We start from the raw sequence: 23,998 nt of genomic DNA, 5'->3' as shown, positions 1-23,998 counted from the left end.
GTAGTAAAAAAAATGATTTTGCAACTATTTTAATGATTTTTTTTTGTTTTAAATATATTTAAAACATATTTTCTTTTAAAAACACAATTTATATGTACTAATTCACTTATTCTAGCTAGGATTTAATGAATTTAAAATGATGCGTTTTATGGTTAACAATTACTCTTCCAAAATATAATCCGGAGGATAAATTTTCTAATTCTAAAGTGATGTTTTCAGTAGGTAATGTAGTTTTTGATTCCTTTTTAAGATGTTGCCCATTAGAATTAAACAATTCAATTTGCACAGATTCTAATTGATCTATCTTTATTTCAATAGTCAAATTATTTTTCACAATCGTTGGATAAACTCTAATAAAATCATTTTCTGTGTAATCAATTACATTCAAACTTTCACATTCATTTGGAGAAATTACACCTTCGGCAGAAACTTGTAAAGTTGCTCCTGCACCACACGTTGCATCGGTCAGTAAGCCTTGCACTTCATTCACAGGAACTGTAGTGGCTGTATAAGTTGGAGCTGCAACTGTACCAATATTGTTTGCTCCATCCAAGCAGTTGTTGAAGGAAAGAGCTACAGTTCCTCCATCTGAATTATTATAACTTGTATAAACATTATTAATATCGGTAAAATCGGTATTTTCAACATAACAAGTTGTATTGTTTGCACCACCGCCCAATCCAAGTGCTCTTGAATTTGAAATACCGGTATTATAGTAGCAATTTAAAATATGCAGTTGAGCATTTCGAGCTCTTGGCATTCTTTCTCTGCAACCAGATCCCCAAAAACAATTTTGAAAGGTTACACTAAAATGTCCGTCTGCCGGAGCATCATTGCTTCCAGAACCAACTAAATTGGAAAATCTATGGTCATTCGAACCGCCTGAACCGCCTGCTAAAGGTGGCTTTAGGTAGGTAAACTTGCACCAAGAAACGGTAACATTATCGGTGTTGCCTTTCATATCAAAATTACCATCCAAACCGTCTTGAAATTCGCAATGATCTACCCATAAATTGGTGCATCCGTCTGCTGTGAGTGAATCTTCTCCATCAGTATCATAGGCTCCAGGTCCTTCAAAAATTATATTTCTGATAATTACATTGTTTGATCCCGGTCTTAGATAAATAATTCCTCCACCCGGATGAGCCTGGGTAGCACTTACTAATCTAGCTCCGGGAAGTCCGATTAAGCTTTTATTGGTAATAACAGCTCTTAATTGTTGATTTGCCGGAACAGTTATTACTCCGGAAACCAATATAACTTTTGAACCTGCCGATTGCATTTGGGTTCGCAAATTGGCCCATGTTGTTACCGTTACTGGAGTTGCATTTCCTCCTCCGGTTGTTGCAGCACCATATCCTTGTGGAGTTGCAAAATAATAATTTTGTGCATTAATTTGGTAAACAAATAATAGTGAGATAAGGCTTAAAAAAACTTTTTTAATCATAACATTTATTTTTTTGAATTAATTTGTAATCAACTTAACCGATTTTCTTCCTTCAGAATTTCTAACGGTTACTATCCAAAGACCCGGATTCATAACAAAATCAGTTTCATTAGTGATGTTGAATGATTTTACTTTTGCTCCGCTTATATTGAAAATAGTTACGTTTGTATTTTCCTTTACATTTTTAATGTAGATTGTATTCTTAACTGAAAAAATGTCGATTGAATCTTGTCTCACATCTGAAATACTCAACGGATCATTGGCAATCAAATTTGGTAACGGATCCCAATTGTCATTTCCTTTTGTAAAATTGAACGTTGTAATTGGTGTGCCATCATTCAAAATTGGGTTTGCTAATTGGGTTGACCAACTTGCTCTACTTGGACCGTTGTTTACACCGGAAAGTTCAATTGTTCCAAATTCATACATTCCGCTTGACGTTCCACCTAATGTATTTTGCCATCCTAAAGGTAAAATCAACGAATTATCAATAAATCCGGGATAGTTTGATGTTTCAATGGTTGTGTTATAAAAAACAACTTCGCTTGTAGTAGCTTGCCACGGACGACCGAAATAACCCGGTTTTGAACGGTAAACAGAAGCGGTTTCTACGCCTGGTTCTGTTGAAGTTATTGTGCATTCATACATTAGATAACCTCTTCCGGAAGTTTGTTGAGCTGCAGTAATATAAGCAACATCATTAGAAGCATCACTTGTATTCATAACCAAATTGGTTTTATAAAACACGGCATCCATCCCACCAAAAATATAGTCTACAGCTCCCATCACATCGCCTTTATATACAACAACTCTCGCTCCTGCTCCACCAAAAAATGAATCTTGACGACCAATTACTCTACATTTATTCAATATCGCTTTGTCTGTATTGTTTACGAAAGCAATAGCAGCAGCTCTTTCTACTAATATTCTGTTTTGAACAGCTGTGTTTCCAACATTTGTTGGTCTCGCACCCGGACTTCCGGTTGGCCAAGCGACAAGAACATCTTGAGCTTCTTTTTGAGAAATATATTGATTGAATGAATTTTCAAATATGATGTTTTCGGCTTCAAATCCATTGGCACTGACTACCACTGTTGCATTCCAATACGAACCATTGGTTGTACCTGCACCTGCATTTGGATTAGTGTAAAATCCATTCTGCAAACTCACATTTAAAACATCTTGATTCCATTTTTGTTTGTTATTCATACTATAATAATGATAGCCATGACCATAGTAGGAAGTTACCCTAACAGCTCCCGGTGCAATATCAATACCTCCGTTCAAAATGGATGTATTTGCATTGGAATCTGCATTTTTTAACGTGATGTTCGGAAGATTAATGACTAACATTTCTTCATAATTTCCGGCATCTATCATAATAGTCACTCTTTCTTCACTTGTTCTGTTCATATAGGAAACAGCTTCTAAAGCCGCATTGATGGTTTGATAGTCTTTGTCAACTCCAACAGTTATTGTTTCAGAATAGGAAATAGTTGGAATTACTCGAATTTCTGTGAAATAGGATGTTAAAGATGCAGCACCGCCAACATTAATTGTAACCGTTCCCGGATTTGTGCCGGAATAGACATACTGAACATTTTCTACAATTGATGTACTGTTGGTTGAAGTGGTAATTACTTCTCCACCTTCAATTGAAAAATTGGCTGTGTAATAATAATAAACCAATACTCTTTCATTTGGATTTACAGGAATTACGAGTGATGATCCTGTTTTTGCTGTTAAATGACCAGAGGCAACAACAGTTGTAATTTGACCATTCAATTGCATTCCTTTATAATACGTTGAAGTGGTTGAGTTAATTACTTTATCATCAAAAGACCAAACTGTAACCGGAACAAAAGATAACGTTTTAGAAGCGGAAGCATTATTTACAGTAAGATTTGACGTTAACGCCAACTGTAAAGGATAATTATCTAACCCATTTGCTGTAATTTTATATGTTCCGTTTCTTAATGAAATAGAAGTTAAATCAGTAAATGTATAGTTATAACCTTCTTCGTTTAAATTGGTAAATGTTAGTTCTAAATCACTTTCTTGAGCAATAGTTAAACCAATTGTTTCAATTGAAATTGGAAAAACCGGTTTTGGAATAAATGTTATATCTGATGAAGTATTCTCGGTTATAGTAATTGTATTGGTTTCAATTTCAAAATCATTCACACCTTGAGCTAAAATTGTATAGGGAATGGACGATTCTAATTGAACACTGTACGTTCCGTTATTACTATTTACATTCGCAATCGGAATAAAAACACTTTCACTGGAGGAATCAGGTGTAAAATTGAGTTCTAAGTTTGAAATTTCAGTTCCAAGCCCAATAATATTTCCGGTAACGGTGAATAAAGTAATGCCTGAAATGGCAATGTTATGCGAAACATTTGGCGTAGTAACGCCGGTTGTGTTGAATGTATCGCCAGCAGAAATGATGTATCCGTTGGCATCAACTAAATTAATTGCATATTGATATCCCACAGGAACCGAAACATTATAGGTGTTTGAATTAATTTCTGCCGACCACGTTTTTCCTGCTTCATTGGTAAAAACAATAGAATAATCATTTGGAATTCCGGCTGCTTGCGTTAAGTCAATTGTTCCGTTAACATTGGTATAAACGGCATCTTTTCTATAAATTCGATAGAAACTTGCTTTGGCTAATTGATCATAAATGCGATAAGCTCCGGCTGTTTGAGCGACAAATTTCACTTCTGTCACATTTCCGGAAGCGGAAGTTATGGGAAACGTATTTGTTTGTAAACTTGGATTTGCTTCGTTAACGAATGTCAATACTCCATCTGTATCACCTCTGGCAATAATTGTGATTTCATCATCTTCAACAACTGTAATTCGTAAATATCTATTGTTTGGTAAACCGTTTGTTGTTGTTACTGTTCCGTTGCAATAAACTCTTCCTGAATAAGCAGCAACACTGGCCACATTGGCATCAAAACGGGATAAATTGGTGTTAGTTGTTCGTAATCTGTCGCTTGCATTTCCTACCCAAGAAAGTGAGCCTGCTGAAAATGCTGTTGGAAAGTTTACTCCTGCAGTTCCAGGCGTAACGCCAACATACCAAGCATTAATTACACTTTCGTTTAATTGATTATTGTACTCAGATTCATTGAGTTGAACGGCACCAAAATCCCATACGTCTGTATTTTGAGCATAATTCATTGATGTAAAAAACATCAAACAGAAAAGTAAATTTTTTTTCATTTTTATTAGTTTAATGATTTTTTCCAATTGGAATATTTTTTTAAAACTTCTTTAGGTTCATTGGTATACCATCCATAGCCCATTCTGCGTTCTTGACTAATTTCAGATAAGTTGTATTTTTTCTTTCCGTTTCGATCACAAAAGAAAGGTCTGTTATCATTCATTTCCATAAATCTTGCCCAAAGTGGTTCGGCATCCGGGCTTTCAACAACAATTCTGTCCTGTTCATCTTTTTTTCCGGTAGAAATTGTTTCAATTTTAATTCCGGTAATTTTTGTTTTTTCAAACCAATTTACGGCTGAATTTATTGCAGTAATTACTTCTGTTGATGGATTCTCTATCGACATTAATAACAATACTATTTTGGCTGATTCTTTGCCGCTTAACGAGGGTAATTCATACGCACGAGCTTTTGCAGGTTGAAGCGTTTCACGATCATGTTGTGCACACCAAGCAGTTAACCTACCGCTTTGTTTGTATTGAGTTTTTAGTATGCAATCGATTCCTTTATTAAAAGATGATTCTGCCATTTTAGCGATTTCATCAGGAACGGAAATTGAGTAGAAATCGGATTTGCTTTTAACTTCTTTCAACAATTTCAAAACATTCACCATGGCATTATCATTGTAAGTGATGTGCGTGTAATATCCTTCTTTTAATGGGTAAAACTGTGGCCATCCCCCATTTTTGTACTGAGCAGTAATCAAGTAAATAACTCCTTTTAAAAAAGCCATTTTATATCGTTCATCAGGATTTGATTTATAAACTTTTGATAGAAAAAGTAATTCCTGACAAGTTGCTCCGTTATCAATCGTACAACCGGTTGGATCTGATTTTAACTTTTTAAGGTCTTGCTTTTCTTTTTCTGAAAGCTCATTTTGAATTTCAATATTCTTGGGCCAACCGCCAATTTCACGTTGGTATAGCAAAACGTTTTCGGCTATTTTTTTGGCTTCTTCTGTTGCAAACCAACTTTCATCGTTATTTTCTGTGATGCTTTTCCATGTTATTTTCTTATCTTGAGCAAAGTTGTCAAAAGAAATTAGCAGTAGAAGTAACACTAAATTGTATTTTAAATTTTTCATATTAATTTTTTTAAATCGAATCCAATTTTTTTTAATTTTTAAGCAACATCGAATTCTTTAACTTAAAAAACTCACCATTTTAAATGAACAAAATGATGAGTTTTTTAAAATGTAACTTGGTTAATTATGGACTTTTAATAACCATAATCGTTCACTAATGTACTATTACTATTATCTAAAAACACTTGCCAAATTGGCCAGAATTGTTTTGTGTCAGGATTATTTCGATAAATAGCATTTATTTTAGAGTCTGTTAAAGTTGTCCAAGGTGTTGCTGTCCATCCTGTTCCGGGATCATTTATTTCTCCTCTATTTAATCCGTAAATGATTAATGTTTCATTATCAGCGGCATATTGAGTATAGAGAGTAGTTGGAACATCTGCATACTCCCCTTCTCTAGCTCTCAAACGGAATAATTTTTCCTTAGCTAAATCAATATTAGTCTTTAATAAATTCCATCTAATTAGAGCTTGTTTGCGTTCCATTTCGCCTGTAAATTCAAATTTATGTTCTTCAACAATAGCATTAAACATCGCTTGTTTTGAAGTTAACGCATTAACATACGCATCTACTTTTATTGCATGATCTGCAGGATTGAAAGCTCTTTCTCTTAGCATCTTTAAATAAACTGCTGCTGCTGCTGGGCCTTCTAATTCATTAGCGGTTTCAGCTGCCATAAGAATTACTTCTGCATAACGCATATACATTTTGTTTACACCATCATCATTATCTGACCTTACAAAACGTAACATCCATTCATAGCGGTATTTACCGAAATACCATGTATTAAAAGGGTTTAATTGTTGCCTTGCAAATCCATTGACTGTGGGGCCATACTTGTATGGTACACAGGTTACATTTCTTCTAGTATCTAATTCATCATAATCATAAAATACATAAGGTAATGGTCCAGATTGTCCTCCTCTATTGTTTCCATTTTCATGATGCTGATTATTGTTTGTATGTCTTACAGCAAATGTAAATAACATTCTTCCTCTACCTCCAGCAAAAGGAATTTCCCACAAAGATTCTCTACCGGCAGTAAGAACTTCTTCATTATATTTTCTCCATAAACCTTCAAAAGAAGGGTCTAAAGTTGAAGTTCCACTTTCAATTACCGATTTACATTCGTTAAAAGCCAGAGCATACATATTTGCTACAGAAAGATCTGGATCGTTACTTCTTCTAACACCATCAGGGTATTGTTGAAATCCACTAGCGGCTAATGCTAAACGAGCTCTAAGTCCTTTTACAAATGCTTTGTTTACTCTTTCTACACTAGTAGTTGCTGCGGTTTCATTAGGCCAAGGCACCAAAGTTGCTGCTTCTGCTAAATCTTCAATTAATTGTTTATAAATAATATCTCTATTTGATTTAGGTATATATAATGTTTCAGAAACAATTGGTTCAAAACGTGCAGGAACATCGCCCCAAGCTTTTAATAAATCGGCATAAAAAACAGCTCTTAATGTTAATGCTTCACCTAATAAATAGCCTAACTCTGCATTTTCAGTTGGATTTCCATATCTACGTAATCCGCGAATACACAAATTGGCTCGTTCGATACCGGAATACATCATTGCCCAAGCATTATTAATTGTGTTCATTTGACCGTTATTTGGCTTAGCATCATAAACACATAAATCGGGGTTATCATTTGAAGTGGTTTCGGATGAATTATACCATTCTGTATCGTTATTAAAACCATACCAAGGTAAGAACCGACCTCTGTAAGAATTTGTTTCTCCAAATGGTATTTTAATTCCATCTACAGCTCCTTTTGCTAAAGCGGGGGTAGAAAAGATGACAGACTCATCTAAAGTAGATTGAGTTTGAGCTTCAAGCATATCCTCTTCACACGAAAAGAATAGTATAGATAAGCTAAATATTCCTATTAGTAATAATTTATTTTTCATGACTTATATTTTTTTAATTAAAAATTCACATTTAGACCAAAAACAAACTGTCTGCTACGCGGATAAGGAGAATAATCAACACCAGGTGTCAATGGAGTTTGTCTTCGAGTAGATACCTCTGGATCTAAGCCAGAATAATTGGTTAAAACGAAAACATTTGTTGCTGTTCCGTATAATCTCAATCTTGAAATACCGATTTTTTCAACCAAAGTTTGTGGTAAAGTATAACCTAAGGTTAATGTGTTTAATCGTAAGAAAGAACCATCTTCTACAGCCCAATCTGTTACTAGAAAGTTACCCATGTATGGCGACCACATTGAAGTATTTTGATTTAATGCAGCCAATTCTGTTGGATCTGTTACTAACTCTCCTGTTGTTGGGTTTAAGTTTGTCCATCTAACTCCATCTGCCATTTCAGATGTTAAATTTCTATATTGTCCATTTGGATTATTTGTTGTAGCTGATGTATGCTCAATTTTTGTTGCATTATATACATCATTTCCATAACTCCAGTTAAAAGCGGCAGAGATGTCAAAATTGTGAATATTAGCATTTAATGTGATACCTCCTGTATGTTTTGGATTAACATCTCCAATAATACTTCGATCATCTGCATTTATGACATCATCTCCGTTAGTGTCTTTTAACTTCAACATACCTGGTCTAACTGGACTGCCTAAAATTGATGAGGCATTTGCTACTCCTTCTTTAAGTGTATATACTCCATTTTCATAGTTAAAATCTGAGACTTCATAACGACCATCGTTTTGATATCCATAAATTGCTCCAATAGGTTGACCAACCCAAACTGCGAAATCATTACCAACACCTGAATTCCATTGCGTATCCACTTGATAATTTTCCATACCCAATGAATTGATTTTATTTTTGTTAAATCCGATGTTAAATGAAACATTTAAACCATAATTTTCTTTTCTTACAGCTGCGACATTCAAATTGGCTTCAAATCCTTTATTTTCAACTTCACCTAAATTTCTATATTGAAAATCATATCCAGTTCCGGCTACATTAAATCTATTTAATAAATCTTTGGTAATATTGTTGTAATACTCAAAAGATCCACTAACTCTTCCTTTAAAGATTTCATAATCTAATCCTAGATTTTGAGTAATCGTTGTTTCCCATTTTAAATCTGGATTAGCTAAAATTTTTGAGGCTGCCCAAAAATTATCTATATCATTAATCCAGGTTGCACCAATATTTGAATTTAGATAGTTTTGAATAGTTTGACCAGTTGGTATGTTATTATTTCCCGATTCACCATAACTCGCTCTAATTTTAAGTAAGTCTAACCAAGAAACATCTTTTAAAAAGTTTTCTTCTGAAATTTTCCAAGCAGCAGCAGCAGATGGGAAATAACCCCAAACGTTATCGTTCAAAAATATACTAGAACCATCGGCACGAAAAGTAGCAGTTAATAAATATCTGTTTTTGATGTCATAATTTACTCTACCAAAAAATGAAAGTAATTTATCATCCGGATTATTAAAATTATTAACCGATTGTGGAATTGCAATAGTAGTTAAATTCATTGCGTTTTGAAATGTAAAATCTAAAGGATAACGATGCATTATGTGCGTTAAAATATTAGATTTATAGATTAATGTTTCTTGACCAAGAAGTATTTTTAATTGATGATTTTCTCCTAAGTGTCTTTTGAAATCAAAATTTAAAGTATTGGCATTTCTAAATCTATTTTCTTCACGATTACTAAATATCATTGCAGGTGCTCCTTGATTTTCCGGTGCTGGCTGATTTCTAATGTAGTAAGTTGTTAGTCCATAAAATCGAAAATCGTCATATCTATAATTATCTAATCCAAAATCAGATTTAAATTGAAGATCTTTTGTTACTTTCCATGTAACACCACCTGTCATATTAAAATTCTTTCTCTTTTGTAACCTATCATTGTCTTCTGCAACTCGAAATGGATTTATTAAATATCCTGCAGCAGCTTCGTCTGTTTCATCATCAACCAAACCGGGAATTGGAATTGGAGCATAACCTATACTATGTTTTAATCTCGAATCCGTTGAGGAAAACTCACTTCTGTCATTTGCTCCACCTCCTTCAATCTCAGTATCAGAATAACGAATACCGAAATTTACTTGTAATTTCTCACTGATTTTGCTTTTTAAATTAAGTGATAAATTATTTCTTTTGAATGTAGAACCAATCATAATTGCTTCTTCTTCAAAACGAGTATAATTAAAATTATAACTCAACAAGTCTGAACCACCGCGAATTCCTAAACTATGACTTTGTACCAAACCGGTGCGACCGTAAATTTCTCTTTGCCAGTCTGTACCTTGAACATTTTCATATTGACCAATTTCACCATAAGTTCCAAAAAAGTCTTCATACGAAGTTAAATTACCTCTAAGCGAAGCATATTCATATTGCCATTTAGTGTAATCTGCCGGGCTAAGTACATCTAATGTTTTTGCGATTTTTTTAACTCCTGTAAACATATCATAGGTAACACTCACTTTCTCTCCAGCTTTACCACTTTTTGTTGTAACTAAAATTACACCGTTGGCTCCACGTGCTCCATAGATAGCTGTAGAAGAAGCGTCTTTTAACACGGTGATATTTTCAACATCAGATGATGAAATATCATTCATACTATTAACCGGAAAACCATCCACTATAATTAATGGAGAACTGTCTTGCGTTAATGAACCACCACCTCTCACACGAATATTAATTTCGGCATCCGGAGAACCTTCTGCAGAGGTAACTCTAACACCAGCCATACGACCGGTTAAAGCTTCAGAAATGTTAGAGATAGGTTGCTTTTTTAAATCAGCTCCACTCATTGTTGATACAGCTCCCGTTAAATCAGATTTTTTAACCGAACCATATCCAACTAAAACAACCTCTTCAAGAGCTTCTTGGTCAAGTGCCAATTCAATGTTGATTGAAGTTCTCCCTTTTAACTCAATCGTTTGCGTTTTATAGCCAATAAAACTGACTACAAGTGTTGCGTTGCTGGATTTAACATTAAATTTAAAAGCTCCATCAAAATCGGTTGAAGTACCATTTGATGTTCCTCTTTCTATAATGTTAACTCCGGGAATTTCCAATTTATCGGCTGCATCAATTACTTTACCCGATATTGAGACGGAGTTTTGAGCATAAGTTTCTTGCAGTCCGAATACGGAAATAAAAATAAATAGTGTTAGAGTGTATCGTAACCTATTTAGTACTAATAATTTTGCTTTCATAATCTGCGTGGTCAATTTTAGGTTTGTTTGTTTTCTTAATTGCTTGTTAGGTTTACTTTTTTGTTATTTATATAGGTATCGATTAATTTTAGATTTTTTACGTGCTTCAATGAAAAATTCTCTTTTACAGTATCAATTTTTACGTTTTTGAAGGTGATGTTTTCTATGGGAGAATTTTCAAGTCCATCTGCAAAAATGGCATACTTTCCTGCGTTTTCTACTGTGATGTTTTCTAAAAGAATATTTTTAATTTTTGGAATAAAATTGCCGTCCTTCTGACCAGCATAAACCGAATAATTCATCGTAATGTGCAAAACAGCTTGTTTTACTTTACCCACTTTAATGTTTCTAACATAAACACCATCGACCGTTCCTCCTCTTTTGGTATTGGTTTTTAATCGAATAGCTCTGTCAAGTTGCGGACTATCCATAAAGCAATCTTCTACAAAAACATTTTTTACTCCGGCAGACATTTCACTTCCAATCACCACTCCTCCGTGACCATCTATCATTTTACAACTTCTAACGACAATATTTTCACTCATAATACCTACTTTTCGACCTTCGTGATCTCGTCCTGCTTTAATGGCAATACAATCGTCACCCGTATTGAAAGTACAATTTTGAATGATTACGTTTTTAGAATACTCAGGATCACAACCATCATTGTTTGGACCGTGGCTATCAATAGTCACACCATCAACAATAACATTTGTACATTTTAAAGGATGAATAATCCAAAAAGGAGCATTTATAATTTTAATGTCTTTGATTAAAACATTTTCGCAATCAAATGGTTCTATAAAATTTGGTCTCAAATACTTATTATTTCCAAAAACTCTTTTGTCAATCGGAACATCTTTCTCAGCCATTTTCATCAAGGCTGGCAAATTCAAACTGTCTAATTGCGAAGGTTCTCCGGGCTTGTAACCATAAACATCACCTTCAGAAGTTTTACCTTTCCATGGCCACCAATACGTATTGTTTGCTTGACCATTCAAAGTTCCTTTCCCTGTAATTGCTATATTTTTTTTGTTTTTTGCATAGATTAGCGGAGAATAATTCATCAATTCCATTCCTTCAAAAGATGTGTGAACTAACGGATAGTAATCATTTGGGTTAGTGCTGAATAATATCTCTGCTCCTTCTTCCAAATGAAGATTTACATTGTTATCTAAATGAATTGGTCCTGATAAGAATTTTCCTGTAGGAACAACTACTTTTCCACCGCCATTTTCTGTACAAGCTTTGATAGCTAATCGAAAAGCTTCAGTATTCATCGTTTTTCCATCTGCTTTTGCACCGTAATCGAGTACTGAATAATTTACATTTTTGAAAGTAGGTTCTTTGGTTGCGGCTAAGATAGCTTCCATCTTATCCCACGGATTTTCTTCGCTCACTGCTCTAGTTTGGTTCTTTTCTCCACAAGAAATAAAAAGTAGTACAAGGTTTAAATAGATAATTGTTTTGTAATTCCGCATTATAATTGCTTTCATTTTAGTAAATGTTGTTATGTAATCGATTACCAAAAATAATTAATACAATAATAATAACCAAGCTTTTTTTTATAAAATTAAAAAATAATATAAAATTTATGATTTATTGATAATTGACACCTTTGTTTTCAAGTCTTTTTTTTTAAATAAAAAAATAAATATTCAATGTAATTGTTACATTTGTGTTCATAAAAATCAAAGATTTAGTAAAATATACCTTTAAGTTTATCTCTTAATGAAGAAAAAAACCACTATCTACGACATCGCGAAGAAGCTAAATATTACAGCTGCTACAGTTTCAAGAGCTTTAAACAACAACCCAAATATCAGCGATGCTACCCGTGAGCTTGTTGTGAATATGGCTACTAAAATGAATTATGAGCAAAACCGACTTGCTTTAGCATTAAAAAGTGGAAAGAGTAATAACGTTGGTGTTGTGGTTCCAAGAATTGACAGTAATTTCTTCGGTTCTGTAATTCACGGAATTGAAGAAGAATTAAATAAACACGGATATCACGTTATTATTTGTCAAACGGATGGAGTTGAAGCTAAAGAAGTGGCCAACATTGAAGCACTTTTGAATTCTCAAGTAGATGGAATTTTAATTTCAACTTCCAGTAATAATGTTTCAACTTTTGATCGAATTATGAAAAAAGAAGTTCCATTAGTATTTTTTGATAGAAAAAAAACAATGAAAAATGTTAGTTCTGTGACCATAAATGACTTTGATGGAGGCTACAAAGCTACTCAACATTTAATTGACACAGGCTGCAAACGTATCGCCTACTTTTCAGGAGATACGAATATTGAAATTTTTAAAGATCGTTTTTTAGGTTACAAACAAGCTTTGGAAGACAATAATGTAGAGTTCGTAAAAGAATATATTGTTCAAACTAAAAGTACAATTGAAGAAGGTAGAAAAGCAGTTAAAAAACTTTTAAAACTTGCTACACCTCCTGATGCCATCTTTTCTTCGAGTGATTTTGCCGCATTGGGAGCCATTCAAGAATTAAGAGCAAAAAATATTAAAATTCCAACTGATTTTTCGGTCATTGGATTTAGTAATGAGCCGTTTACAATGTTTATGGAATTGTCTATCAGTACAATAGATCAGTTTCCATTGGAAATGGGAAGAATGACTGCCAAAGTCTTTTTGGAACAAGTAAACAATTCGGATAAAATAAAAATTGAAAAGAAAGTGGTTTTGGAGCCTGAATTAATTTTAAGAAAATCAACTCGAAAACTAATTGAGAAGTAATAAAAAAATCCGTTCAGCTATGGAACTAAACGGATTTGAAAAAAAATACTAACTAAAAAATTATAATGAAACTCCTCGTTTCCAAGGAATAAAATCATCTTGGTTTAATTGGTCTGCTTTGGAAATAATCCGTCCGCTTGCCACTTCAATAATATATTCTAAAATGCTATCCCCTACTTCTTCTATTGTTTTTTCGCCACTAATTACCGCACCCGTATCAATATCAATAATGTCATTCATTCGTTGAGCTAAAATTGTATTCGACGAAACTTTAATCACCGGAGCAATCGGATTTCCTGTTGGAGTTCCTAAACCGGTTGTAAATAAAACAACTGTTGCACCGGAACCAACCATTGCTGTTGTGCTTTCTACATCGTTTCCGGGTGTATTTAGTAACGTTAATCCGGACTCTGAAACATATTCACCATAATCCAAAACATCTGTAACGGGAGAAGTTCCGCCTTTTTTGGCTGCTCCTGCCGATTTCATCGCATCAGTAATCAAACCATCTTTGATGTTGCCGGGAGACGGATTCATATCGAAACCGGAACCTGCATCAACAACCGATTTTTCGTATGCTTTCATCAACGATAAAAATTTGTTTGCTTTTTCTTCGGTGACGCAACGGTTCATTAATTCTTGTTCCACACCACATAATTCCGGGAATTCTGCCAAAATACTTTTTCCGCCCAAAGCTGCCATTATATCAGATACATGTCCCAATGCCGGATTAGCTGATATTCCTGAAAAACCATCCGATCCACCACATTCTAAACCAATACAAAGTTTGGATAACGGTGCGGGTTGACGTTGAATTTGGTTAGCTCTTTTAATTGCTTCAAAAGAATCTTTAATTATCGTTTGAAGCATCGTATCTACCGTTCCCATTTGCTGTTGTTCGTAGATAATCACTTCTTTATTTAAGTTTGGATTGATTGCTTTCAATGTATTTTGAAACAATTCAATCTGTAAATTTTGACAACCTAAACTCAAAACGGTTGCTCCGGCTACGTTGGGATTGTTCACATAACCGGCTAAAAGTCGGGCTAAACTTTCAGAATCTTGTCTGATTCCACCGCAACCGCCTTGATGAGTGATGAATTTTACTTCAATATTATCAAATGCATTGGTGCTTTTTTCTTCAATCACTTCATCTTGACTGGTGTTGTTTACTAATGAACGAAGCAACATTTGATAGCTATCAGTTTTCTTTGGCATTAATTCCTTTTCGAAAACTTCTTTTAGACGTTCTATGTTTTTATTTTCACAAAAGACTAAAGGAAAAAATAACCAAACATTTCCCGTTCCCACTTGTCCATCGGCACGATGATAACCCATAAACGTTCGGTCTTTCCATTTATCAACGTTGGGTGGATTCCAAGAAGTTGTTTCTGTTTTTTGAGAAACTTTTCCGCTTTGGTGCTTAACGTTTGATGTCGTTAATACTTCACCTTTTTGAATATTTTGACTGGCTTTTCCAACCAAAACACCGTACATAAAAATGCTGTCACCGGTTGAAAAATCAAACTCAGCAATTTTATGTTTTGCTTTCACAGCAGTGGTTGTCGTGATTTCTTTTGCTTCAAAAGCAATGGTTTCACCTTGTTCAATATCTACCAAAGCAACAATTATGTTGTCATCTGGATGAACTTTTATTAATTTCTTTTGCATAATCGTTTCGTTATGAATCATATTGATTTTTAAAACTTATGAATCCGTTTTCTATTCCTTTATTTTCTATTTCTGTCAGAGCAAAAACGAGTGCTTCTGTTAAACCAATTACCTCATTTAAATCATTTTCCCAGAATTCTAAATTTGAAAGTGTTTGTTTAACTAAAATTTCTAAATCATTTGATTTCCAATTGTTTTCAAAAAATGAAATAATCTCTTTTGTGTCATTAATAGGTAAAATTCTGTCTTGCCATTCTTTCTTATAAAAACGAATTAAACAGGCAAATGAGAACGTTAAATGAACAGGTAATTTTTGATTTATTTTAACATATTCAAGCAAACTTGGCAATACTCTCACTTTGAATTTTGAAACCGAATTTAGAGCAATATCAGCCAATTGATGTTTGATAAACGGGTTTCTGAAACGATCTAACACTTCATCTGCAAATAAATCTAATTCCGATTTTTCCATTGGAAGTGTTGGATTGATTTCGTTGAAAATTGCTTTCGTCACAAAATCTTCCGTAAATTTATTATCCAATGTTTCTTTCACCGTTTCATTTCCATATAAAATTGAAAAAGGAACCATTGCCGTGTGAGCACCGTTAAGAATTCTCACTTTTCTTGTGCGATACGGTTGCATATCCGACACAATTTTTACATCCAAATTGGTTTTATGAAAAGGCAATTTTTCTTTCAATTTCTCATCACCTTCAATCACCCAAAGGAAAAATGGTTCGGCAGTCACTAAAATATCATCGTGATAGTCTAATTTGTTATTATAGTCTTCAATTTCATTCCGAGGATAACCCGGTACAATTCTGTCAACCAATGTATTATGAAAAGTACAACCTGTGGTTATCCAATATTTATATTCTTCGCCTAACTGCCATAAATCGGCTAATTTTAGCAAAATTTCTTTTAAAGTATCTGCGTTATAATTGATTAATTCGCATGGAATAATAGTCAAACCTTTCGAAACATCGCCGTTAAAATGTTTGAATCTTTCATATAAAAACACAGACAATTTTCCCGGAAATGAGTTTGGTGGTTGCATTTCTTTTTTGTCCGAATCAACATACTCAATTCCGGCTTCAGTTGTGTTTGAAATAACGAATTCAAGTGTTTCAACTTTTGCTAAATCAAGGTATTCCTGAAAATTCTTGTATGTATTAATTCCTTGTACAACATTAGTAATCAATTCAATATCATGAATCTTTTCGCCTTTTTTTACACCATTCATAAACAAAGTGTACAAGCCATCTTGTTCATTTAATAAGTGAACCATTCCGTTATCAAGTGGTTGAATAACAGCAATTCCGCCGTTAAAATCGGCTTTTTTATTTAAGATTTGAAAAGCATAATCAACAAATGCTCTTAAAAAATTTCCTTCTCCAAATTGAACAACTTTGATGGGATATTTTGTTGAAAATCCGATACTTTCTCTACTTAATTTTTGTTTTACTAGATTTTCCATTTTTTAATATTTGATTACTTTATATTTTGGTACTAATGTTTTCATAATTCCCCACGCAATAAGGTATGCCACGGCACAAATGGAGAAAATAATCATATAACCTTTATCAATTCCGTCTGAAACAACAGCACCTGATTTTTCTAATTCTGCAAATAGATTTTCAGGAATACGATCATTTATATACTGCGGAAATTTTTCTAAAAGCGGTACCCCATCCACAGTTGTCCACGTTTTATGTGAATAATCAAATAAAACTCCGGAACCTTTATTAATTAAAAATGAACCAATTCCGCCCGCCATTCCGCCTATTCCAGTGATAGTTGCGATGGCTCTTTTTGGAAACATATCACCAACAGTTGAGAAGATATTTGCCGACCAAGCTTGATGAGCCGCACCCGCAATTCCGATAATGATAACCGGAATCCAGTACGAAATGTCTCCTCCCGGTTGAGCCAATAAAGCTAATAAAGGGAAAAAGGCAAAGATTAACATCGCTTTCATTCTTCCGTCATACGGATTTAAACCTAATTTATCCACGAAATATTTTGGCAACCATCCACCGATAATGGATAATAATGTGATGACATATAAAACTACTAAAGGAATGGCACTTTGCGTACTATCCATACCATAAACCGAACTTAAATAGGCCGGTGTCCAAAATAAATAGAACCACCAAACGCCATCGGTCATAAATTTACCCACAATGAAAGCCCACGTTTGACGGTATTTGAAACATTCTTTTAATGAAAAAGTAGCGTCTTTTTCCCCTTGTGTTTCCACAGGAGCATCAACTTGATCTTGGTTGATATAGGCTAATTCTTCTGCATTTACTTTCGGATGAACTTCCGGTTTTTTGTAGAGAAATATCCATAATCCCATCCAAACAAAACCTAATGCACCAATGATGATAAACGCCATTTCCCATCCTAATGCTTTGGCAATAAAAGGAATGGTTAGTGGTGCTGCTAATGCTCCTACTGTTGCTCCGGCATTAAAAATACTAGTCGATAATGCTCTTTCTTTTTTAGGAAAATATTCCGCCGTAGCTTTAATTGCGGCAGGAAAATTTCCGGCTTCACCGACGGCCAATACAAATCGGGCAAAAATGAATAAGGTGACACTCGTACTAATGACTAACGAAGTATTATTAATTGTACTGATGATTTCTTTTGATTCGGCGAAACCTACAAACCAATTTCCGGTGATGTAACCGGCCGTTGCAATTCCGCAAAAAGCATGTAAAACGGCACCGACAGACCAAATTCCGATTGCCCAAAGAAAACCTTTTTTGGTATCGATCCAGTCCACAAATTTTCCGGCAAACAGCATACTGATGGCGTAAAAAATTGAAAACAATGCAGTGATATTTCCGTAATCATTGTTGTTCCAATGAAATTCAGGCTGAATGAAATCCTTCCACGTAAGTGAAAGCACTTGTCTGTCTAAATAATTAATGGTAGTCGCAAAAAATAATAAACTACAAATGGTCCATCTGAAATTTGTTGCTTTTTTAGAAGTGGTTTCTTGTGTCATAAGGTTTATTTTTTAGGCTAATTGCGTCCTGCAGTATTAATTATTTTATGTTTTAACTGATTTGTTTGATTAGTTTTTCAAACAATTCAGCACAATTTTCTTTTATATTAAAATTGGAATTTTCTTGATTTATTTCAATAAAAACGACTGGTAAATATCTTCTTTTGGAAACATTTACTTCATTTTCGATGTTTTTATTGATAGTTAAAACGATAGCGGCATCAACACTTCCATCGTTTATATCGTCCAAATAATGTCTGATTTTTGAAATTTCTTCAAAAGATTGAAACAACATAATTCGATAACCTTTTTTAGAAGCACATTTTTGAATATCATACAACATTTCACTATAAAGTGCATTATTAATTCTGGGAACAATAATCGCAATGATACTGGATTTGCTACTTCGTAGAGCTAATGCATTTTTATTTGGTCGATAATTCGTCTTAAGAGCAAATTCTTGAATAATCTTTTTGGTATCGACATTAATATCATTCTTATCATTCAACGCTTTTGAAATGGTTGAAATCGAAAAACCGGTTAAATGTGATATTTTTTTTAATGTCGTCATTTTTAAAATTGTTTTTTTTTCCTGTTGAGTGCTTTCGGTCAAATTTCGTTGATGATTACACTCAACAGGGTGTTAAAAAAATTCTATTTTATAGATTGAATTACTTCTAATACTTTTTTGGTTTCAGCTTCAATTGTGGCATAATCTTGGTCGGCCATTAATTGCTTACTGATTAATTTGCTTCCCATTCCAACCGCAGAAACGCCTGCTTTGTACCAACCTGAAATGCTTTCTTTGGTTGTATCCACTCCGCCGGTTGGCATAAATAATAATTTTGGAAAAATATCTTTAATACCACTCAAAAATTCTGGTCCAAGCATATTTCCGGGGAAAAGTTTGATGAATTTAACTCCGGCATTTTCAGCGGCGATAATTTCGGTTGGTGTCATACAACCCGGGCTGTAGAATAAACCCTTTTCAATCAAAAAAGTCGCTACTTCAGGAACAAATCCGGGACTGATAAAGAAATCGGCACCTACATTTAGAAAATCATTTGCCTGATCTAAATTTTTGATAGTTCCAATTCCAAGTAATAAATCCGGCATTTCGGCATTTCGAACTTCAACCATTTTAGCAAAGTTTTTTAAAGCAGCTTCACCACGATTGGTATATTCTACGGCTTTAATTCCTGCTCGATAAATGGCTCTCAATACTTCTATTGTAACGTTTTCATCTGCATTGAAATACAACGGTAAAATACCTTGTTTTACAATCGCTTCAGAAACTTTTTGACTATTACTCATCTTTTAAATTTTTACTTTAAATACTAATTTTTTTATTACATCATCACCAATCATTGGAGCGTGCACATCTTCAGGATAAAATATAACAAATTGATTATCGGTTAATTGAAAAAACATATCCGGTTCGTCATTAAAAAATAAAACATCTTTTTCAGTGCTGTATTCTCCGTTTGGTGTCACACATTTTTCTCTTGGTTTCCAAGCGATTGTTTCTACTCCTTTTGCACAAAATTGGATATCGATATTTTGATTGTGGCATTCAAATTTGGCTAAACTTTCTTCTTTCGTTTTTCCTTTTTTATTGCTAACGATTACTTTCAAACCATCCGTAATTTCAATTGTACCATCTTCTAAAGAAGCAATGTCATTTTCGTTCAAAAACTCAAATGCTTTGGCAAACAACGGATGTAAGCCCGTATATTTTGATGCGTTATTTAATGTATCTACTATCATAATTATCTTGCTACACGGCCTGAAGCATCGCCTCCCATTAATTTTTGAACTTCATCAACTGTAACCAAGTTTGCGTCACCTTTGATCGTGTGTTTCAAACAAGAAGCAGCTACAGCAAAATCCAATGCGTTTTGATCATCATCTGGATACGTTAATAAACCGTAGATTAATCCACCCATAAAACTATCGCCGCCACCTACTCTATCCACAATATCTGTGATTTGGTATTGACGTGTTTGGAGCATTTCTTTTCCATCGTATAAAACTCCCGCCCACGTATTGTGTGAAGCCGAAATTGAACCTCTCAACGTTGTAATTACTTTTTTAGCTCTTGGGAATTTTTCCATCATTTGTTTACAAACAGATAAAAATGCTTCCGCTTTTACATCGTGACCGTGCGTTTGAACTGCTGCTCCATCCGGTTTGATTCCGAAATGCATTTCTGCATCTTCTTCGTTTCCTAAAATAACATCACAGTAAGAAGTTAGTTCTGTCATAATTGCTTCTCTGTCGCCACCGTATTTCCATAATTTAGCTCGGTAATTCAAATCGGTTGAAATGGTAACACCCATTTTACTGGCTACTTTCACAGCTTCTAAACAAACATCGGCAGAACTTTGAGAAATGGCAGGCGTAATTCCGGTCCAATGGAACCAACTTACACCTTGAAAAACTTCTTCCCAATTGATCATTCCTGATTGAATTTCCGCCATCGAAGAATGTGCTCTATCATAAACCACTTTACTTCCTCTACTTACAGCTCCTGTTTCTAAGAAATAAATTCCTAAACGATCGCCACCCCACACAATTTTATCGACACCAACGCCTCTTTTACGCATTTCCATCATGGCACATTGACCAATATCATTTTTTGGTAAACGGGTTACAAAATCAACCGGAATTCCATAATTAGCTAATGAAACAGCTACGTTTGATTCTCCACCACCATATACAACATCAAAATTGTCTGCTTGTGAAAATCTTAAAAATCCTTGTGGTGCTAATCTTAACATTATCTCACCGAATGTTACTACTTTTTTTGACATTATTTTAAAATTTTGTTATTATGTAATTTGTTTCAGGTTTCAGTTTTCAGGTTATCTCGACACTCTTCCGCCGCCGGAACCTCCCATTAATGCTTTAATTTCGTTGACCGTTGCTAAATTGATGTCGCCCGAAATAGAATGCTTTAAACAAGTCGCTGCTGCTGCAAATTCCAATGCGGTTTGATTATCATCCGGCCAAGCAATCATTCCATAAATGATTCCGGCCATAAATGCATCACCGGCACCAATTCGATCAATTATGTGTGAAATATTGTATTTCTGTGAATGCAATAATTCCTTTCCATTCCAAAACGAAGCACTGATTCCGTTTGAAGAAGCATTTGCATCCATTCGTTTGGTGGTTACTATGTTTTTTAATTTTGGAAAAGCGTTCATCCAATTCGAAAAAATTTCTTCTTGGGTATCCTTTTCATTGACTTTTATTCCTAACACTTTTTCCGAATCATCAATTCCGCCTAAAAGTAAATCGCAATGTTTTACTAGATTTGGCATTATTTCGTTGGCATTTTTACCGTATTTCCATAAGGTTGGACGATAATTTAAATCCGCTGAAATGGTCAATCCCATTCGTGAAGCAACAGTTAAAGCTTCTTCACAGATTTCTGCTAATTCAAGTGTTAATGATGGTGTGATACCCGACCAATGAAACCAATCGGAATCTTTGAACGCATCTTCCCAATTAATCATTCCTTTTTTTAAGGTTGAAAACGAGGAATCTTCTCTGTCATACACCACTTTTCCCGGTCTTTCGGACGCACCTTGTTCAAAATAATAGATGCCGAGCCTTTTTCCTTGTATAAACGAAATGGGTTCAACACCAAAAGAACGTAACATACTTAGCGATGATTCGCCTAATTCATTTGGAGGAACAGCCGTAATGAATTTAACTGAAAGTCCAAATTTTGATAACGAGGCAGCAACATTCGCTTCGGCACAACCATAATACAAATCAAACGACCTTGCTTGCGTGAGTCGTAAATGACTTGGCGGTGAAAGCCTGAGTAAAAGTTCTCCAAATGTTACGACTCTGCTCATTTATACTTTTATAAAATCTTCCCGCATTGGGCTAAAAACATCAATTAATAAACCGTCTTCTAAACAAATGACACCGTGTTCCAGGTTTGGAGCAACATAGAACGAATCTCCTTTTTGTAACAACTTGGTTTCATTGTTAATTGTCACTTCAAATTTGCCTTCTGCAATATGAGTGACTTGCGAATGGATGTGATGATGCATCGCACCAATTCCACCCTTTTTAAATTGCACATTGACCATCATTACCGATTGATCGTGTCCAACAATTTGTCGCTCGATATTATTATCAATAGTTTCCCAATTAGTTGATTTATTTTCGAAAAATGCTTTGCTTTTAGCCATTTTCAATTACTTAAAATTAAAATAGTTTTTGGCGTTATTGTAACTAATATCGGCTACCATCTTCCCTATCCATTTCATATCATTTGGCAATTCGCCTCTTTTGATTTCATCGCCTAAAAGATTACATAAAACTCTTCTGAAATATTCATGTCTTGGAAAAGATAAAAAGCTTCTGGAATCGGTTAACATACCAATAAAACAACTGATTAATCCCATATTTGACAAGGCATTCATTTGTTTTGTCATTCCGTCTTTTTGGTCTAAAAACCACCAACCGGAACCAAATTGCACTTTTCCCTTGATGCTTCCATCATTGAAATTTCCAATCATGGTTGCCATAACTTCATTATCGGCAGGATTTAGATTGTATAAAATGGTTTTTGTCAATTTATCTTTAGAATCCAACGCATTCAACAAAGCAGAAAGATTTCTGGCTTGCGAAAAATCGCCAATCGAATCCCAACCTGTATCCGGTCCTAAAACTCGATGCATTCTGGCATTGTTGTTACGCAAAGCTCCCAAATGGAACTGTTGCACCCAACCGTGTTGATTATAATTTTCACACAAAAACAATAAAATGGCTGTTTGGAATTTAGCATCTTCTAAAGTAGAAATCGGTTGATTTTTTCTTCTCTTTTCAAAAATTGAATTGATTTCACTTTCGGTATAATTTTCAAACTGAATTTGATCTAATCCGTGATCGGATAATTGACAACCATTCTCATTAAAATAAGCAATTCTTTTACTTAAAGCATTACATAAATCAGCATACGTATTTATTTCAAAATCAACAACTTTTGATAATGAATCAATATAACTATTATACGTTTCACTTGCAATTAAAATCGCTTTATCAGGTCGGAAAGCAGTACTTACTTTCACTGAAAAATCGCTGTTGGCTAATTGCTTATGGTATGCCAAATCATCCGTTGGATCTTCTGTTGTGCAAACCACTTCGGCGTTCACTTTCTTTAATAAATTCTGACAAGAAAACTCAGAAGTACTTAATTTTTGAGAAGTTTCTTCGTAAATAGCTTCTGCAGACTTTTCATTTAATAATTCATAAATATCAAAATAGCGAGCTAATTCCAAATGCGTCCAATGATACAAAGGATTTCGCATTGTGTACGGAACCGTTTTTGCCCATTGAATGAATTTATCTTTGTCTGAGGCATCTCCGGTAATGAATTTTTCGTTCACACCCAACGTTCGCATAGCTCTCCATTTGTAATGGTCGCCATTAATCCAAACATCGGTAATATTTTTAAATTGATTATTTTCAGCTATTAATTTAGGCGATAAATGATTGTGATAGTCAATAATAGGCTGATTTTTAGAATAGTTATGATACAATTCCTCAGCATATTTATTTTCTAACAAAAAATTATCGTGTATGAATTTCGTACTCATTATACT

Annotated in this window: 17 protein-coding genes; 1 reads left to right on the top strand and 16 read right to left on the bottom strand. The window is 34.2% G+C overall.

All coding sequences use genetic code 11. The features are described from left to right. Positions 1–115: 115 nt before the first annotated feature. The 6 genes from M0M57_RS14600 to M0M57_RS14575 all read right to left on the bottom strand — a co-directional run bounded on the left by M0M57_RS14600 (position 116) and on the right by M0M57_RS14575 (position 12,429). Positions 116–1,447 carry a pectate lyase family protein gene (locus M0M57_RS14600; protein WP_248433800.1) on the bottom strand — a complete coding sequence of 444 codons (1,332 nt, stop codon included), beginning with the start codon at positions 1,445–1,447 and terminating at the stop codon, positions 116–118. An 18-nt stretch (positions 1,448–1,465) separates the two neighbouring features. Next, the gene (locus tag M0M57_RS14595) at positions 1,466–4,684 is read right to left on the bottom strand and encodes a pectinesterase family protein (protein ID WP_248433799.1); all 3,219 of its coding nucleotides are present in this window, start codon (positions 4,682–4,684) and stop codon (positions 1,466–1,468) included. Between the two features lie 5 nt (positions 4,685–4,689). Beyond that, a complete protein-coding gene (pelA, locus tag M0M57_RS14590; RefSeq protein WP_248433798.1) occupies positions 4,690–5,769 on the bottom strand; it encodes a pectate lyase in 1,080 nt (359 codons plus the stop codon). Between the two features lie 134 nt (positions 5,770–5,903). Further along, positions 5,904–7,685, bottom strand: a complete 1,782-nt coding sequence (locus M0M57_RS14585; RefSeq protein WP_248433797.1) for a RagB/SusD family nutrient uptake outer membrane protein — start codon at positions 7,683–7,685, stop codon at positions 5,904–5,906. Between the two features lie 17 nt (positions 7,686–7,702). After that, entirely contained in the window at positions 7,703–10,933 is a 3,231-nt protein-coding gene (locus M0M57_RS14580; RefSeq protein ID WP_248433796.1) for a SusC/RagA family TonB-linked outer membrane protein, read from the bottom strand. A gap of 35 nt (positions 10,934–10,968) precedes the next feature. Continuing rightward, positions 10,969–12,429 (bottom strand): glycoside hydrolase family 28 protein, encoded by a 1,461-nt coding sequence (locus tag M0M57_RS14575; RefSeq protein WP_248433795.1) that lies wholly within the window; start codon positions 12,427–12,429, stop codon positions 10,969–10,971. Positions 12,430–12,664: 235 nt separating this feature from the next. Here M0M57_RS14575 and M0M57_RS14570 point away from each other — a divergent pair, with 235 nt between their 5' ends. Further along, the gene (locus tag M0M57_RS14570) at positions 12,665–13,687 is read left to right on the top strand and encodes a LacI family DNA-binding transcriptional regulator (protein WP_248433794.1); all 1,023 of its coding nucleotides are present in this window, start codon (positions 12,665–12,667) and stop codon (positions 13,685–13,687) included. Positions 13,688–13,747: 60 nt separating this feature from the next. Here the strand turns inward: M0M57_RS14570 and M0M57_RS14565 are convergent, their stop codons facing one another. From M0M57_RS14565 to uxaC, 10 genes are all read right to left on the bottom strand, one after another. Beyond that, positions 13,748–15,358: a UxaA family hydrolase gene (locus M0M57_RS14565; protein WP_248436763.1), complete on the bottom strand. Its 1,611-nt coding sequence runs from the start codon at positions 15,356–15,358 to the stop codon at positions 13,748–13,750. A 10-nt stretch (positions 15,359–15,368) separates the two neighbouring features. Continuing rightward, positions 15,369–16,835, bottom strand: a complete 1,467-nt coding sequence (locus M0M57_RS14560) for a tagaturonate reductase (RefSeq protein WP_248433793.1) — start codon at positions 16,833–16,835, stop codon at positions 15,369–15,371. Positions 16,836–16,838: 3 nt separating this feature from the next. Further along, the gene (locus tag M0M57_RS14555) at positions 16,839–18,371 is read right to left on the bottom strand and encodes an MFS transporter (RefSeq protein ID WP_248433792.1); all 1,533 of its coding nucleotides are present in this window, start codon (positions 18,369–18,371) and stop codon (positions 16,839–16,841) included. A 52-nt stretch (positions 18,372–18,423) separates the two neighbouring features. Continuing rightward, entirely contained in the window at positions 18,424–18,942 is a 519-nt protein-coding gene (locus M0M57_RS14550; protein ID WP_248433790.1) for a LacI family DNA-binding transcriptional regulator, read from the bottom strand. Positions 18,943–19,025: 83 nt separating this feature from the next. Continuing rightward, positions 19,026–19,685, bottom strand: coding sequence for a beta/alpha barrel domain-containing protein (locus M0M57_RS14545; RefSeq protein ID WP_248433789.1), 660 nt, complete (start codon positions 19,683–19,685; stop codon positions 19,026–19,028). 3 nt (positions 19,686–19,688) lie between these two features. After that, a complete protein-coding gene (locus M0M57_RS14540) occupies positions 19,689–20,138 on the bottom strand; it encodes a YhcH/YjgK/YiaL family protein (protein WP_248433788.1) in 450 nt (149 codons plus the stop codon). Positions 20,139–20,140: 2 nt separating this feature from the next. Further along, positions 20,141–21,184 carry a sugar kinase gene (locus M0M57_RS14535; protein ID WP_248433787.1) on the bottom strand — a complete coding sequence of 348 codons (1,044 nt, stop codon included), beginning with the start codon at positions 21,182–21,184 and terminating at the stop codon, positions 20,141–20,143. A gap of 51 nt (positions 21,185–21,235) precedes the next feature. Further along, entirely contained in the window at positions 21,236–22,240 is a 1,005-nt protein-coding gene (locus M0M57_RS14530; protein ID WP_248433786.1) for a sugar kinase, read from the bottom strand. Next, entirely contained in the window at positions 22,241–22,582 is a 342-nt protein-coding gene (locus tag M0M57_RS14525; RefSeq protein ID WP_248433785.1) for a cupin domain-containing protein, read from the bottom strand. A 6-nt stretch (positions 22,583–22,588) separates the two neighbouring features. Further along, the gene (uxaC, locus tag M0M57_RS14520) at positions 22,589–23,992 is read right to left on the bottom strand and encodes a glucuronate isomerase (protein WP_248433784.1); all 1,404 of its coding nucleotides are present in this window, start codon (positions 23,990–23,992) and stop codon (positions 22,589–22,591) included. Between the last annotated feature and the right edge of the window lie 6 nt (positions 23,993–23,998).

It is taken from the genome of Flavobacterium azooxidireducens (assembly GCF_023195775.1).
GTDB classification, from domain to species: domain Bacteria; phylum Bacteroidota; class Bacteroidia; order Flavobacteriales; family Flavobacteriaceae; genus Flavobacterium; species Flavobacterium azooxidireducens.
Note: the sequence above shows the minus strand (reverse complement) of the source record. Positions and strands in the feature narration are given on the sequence as shown.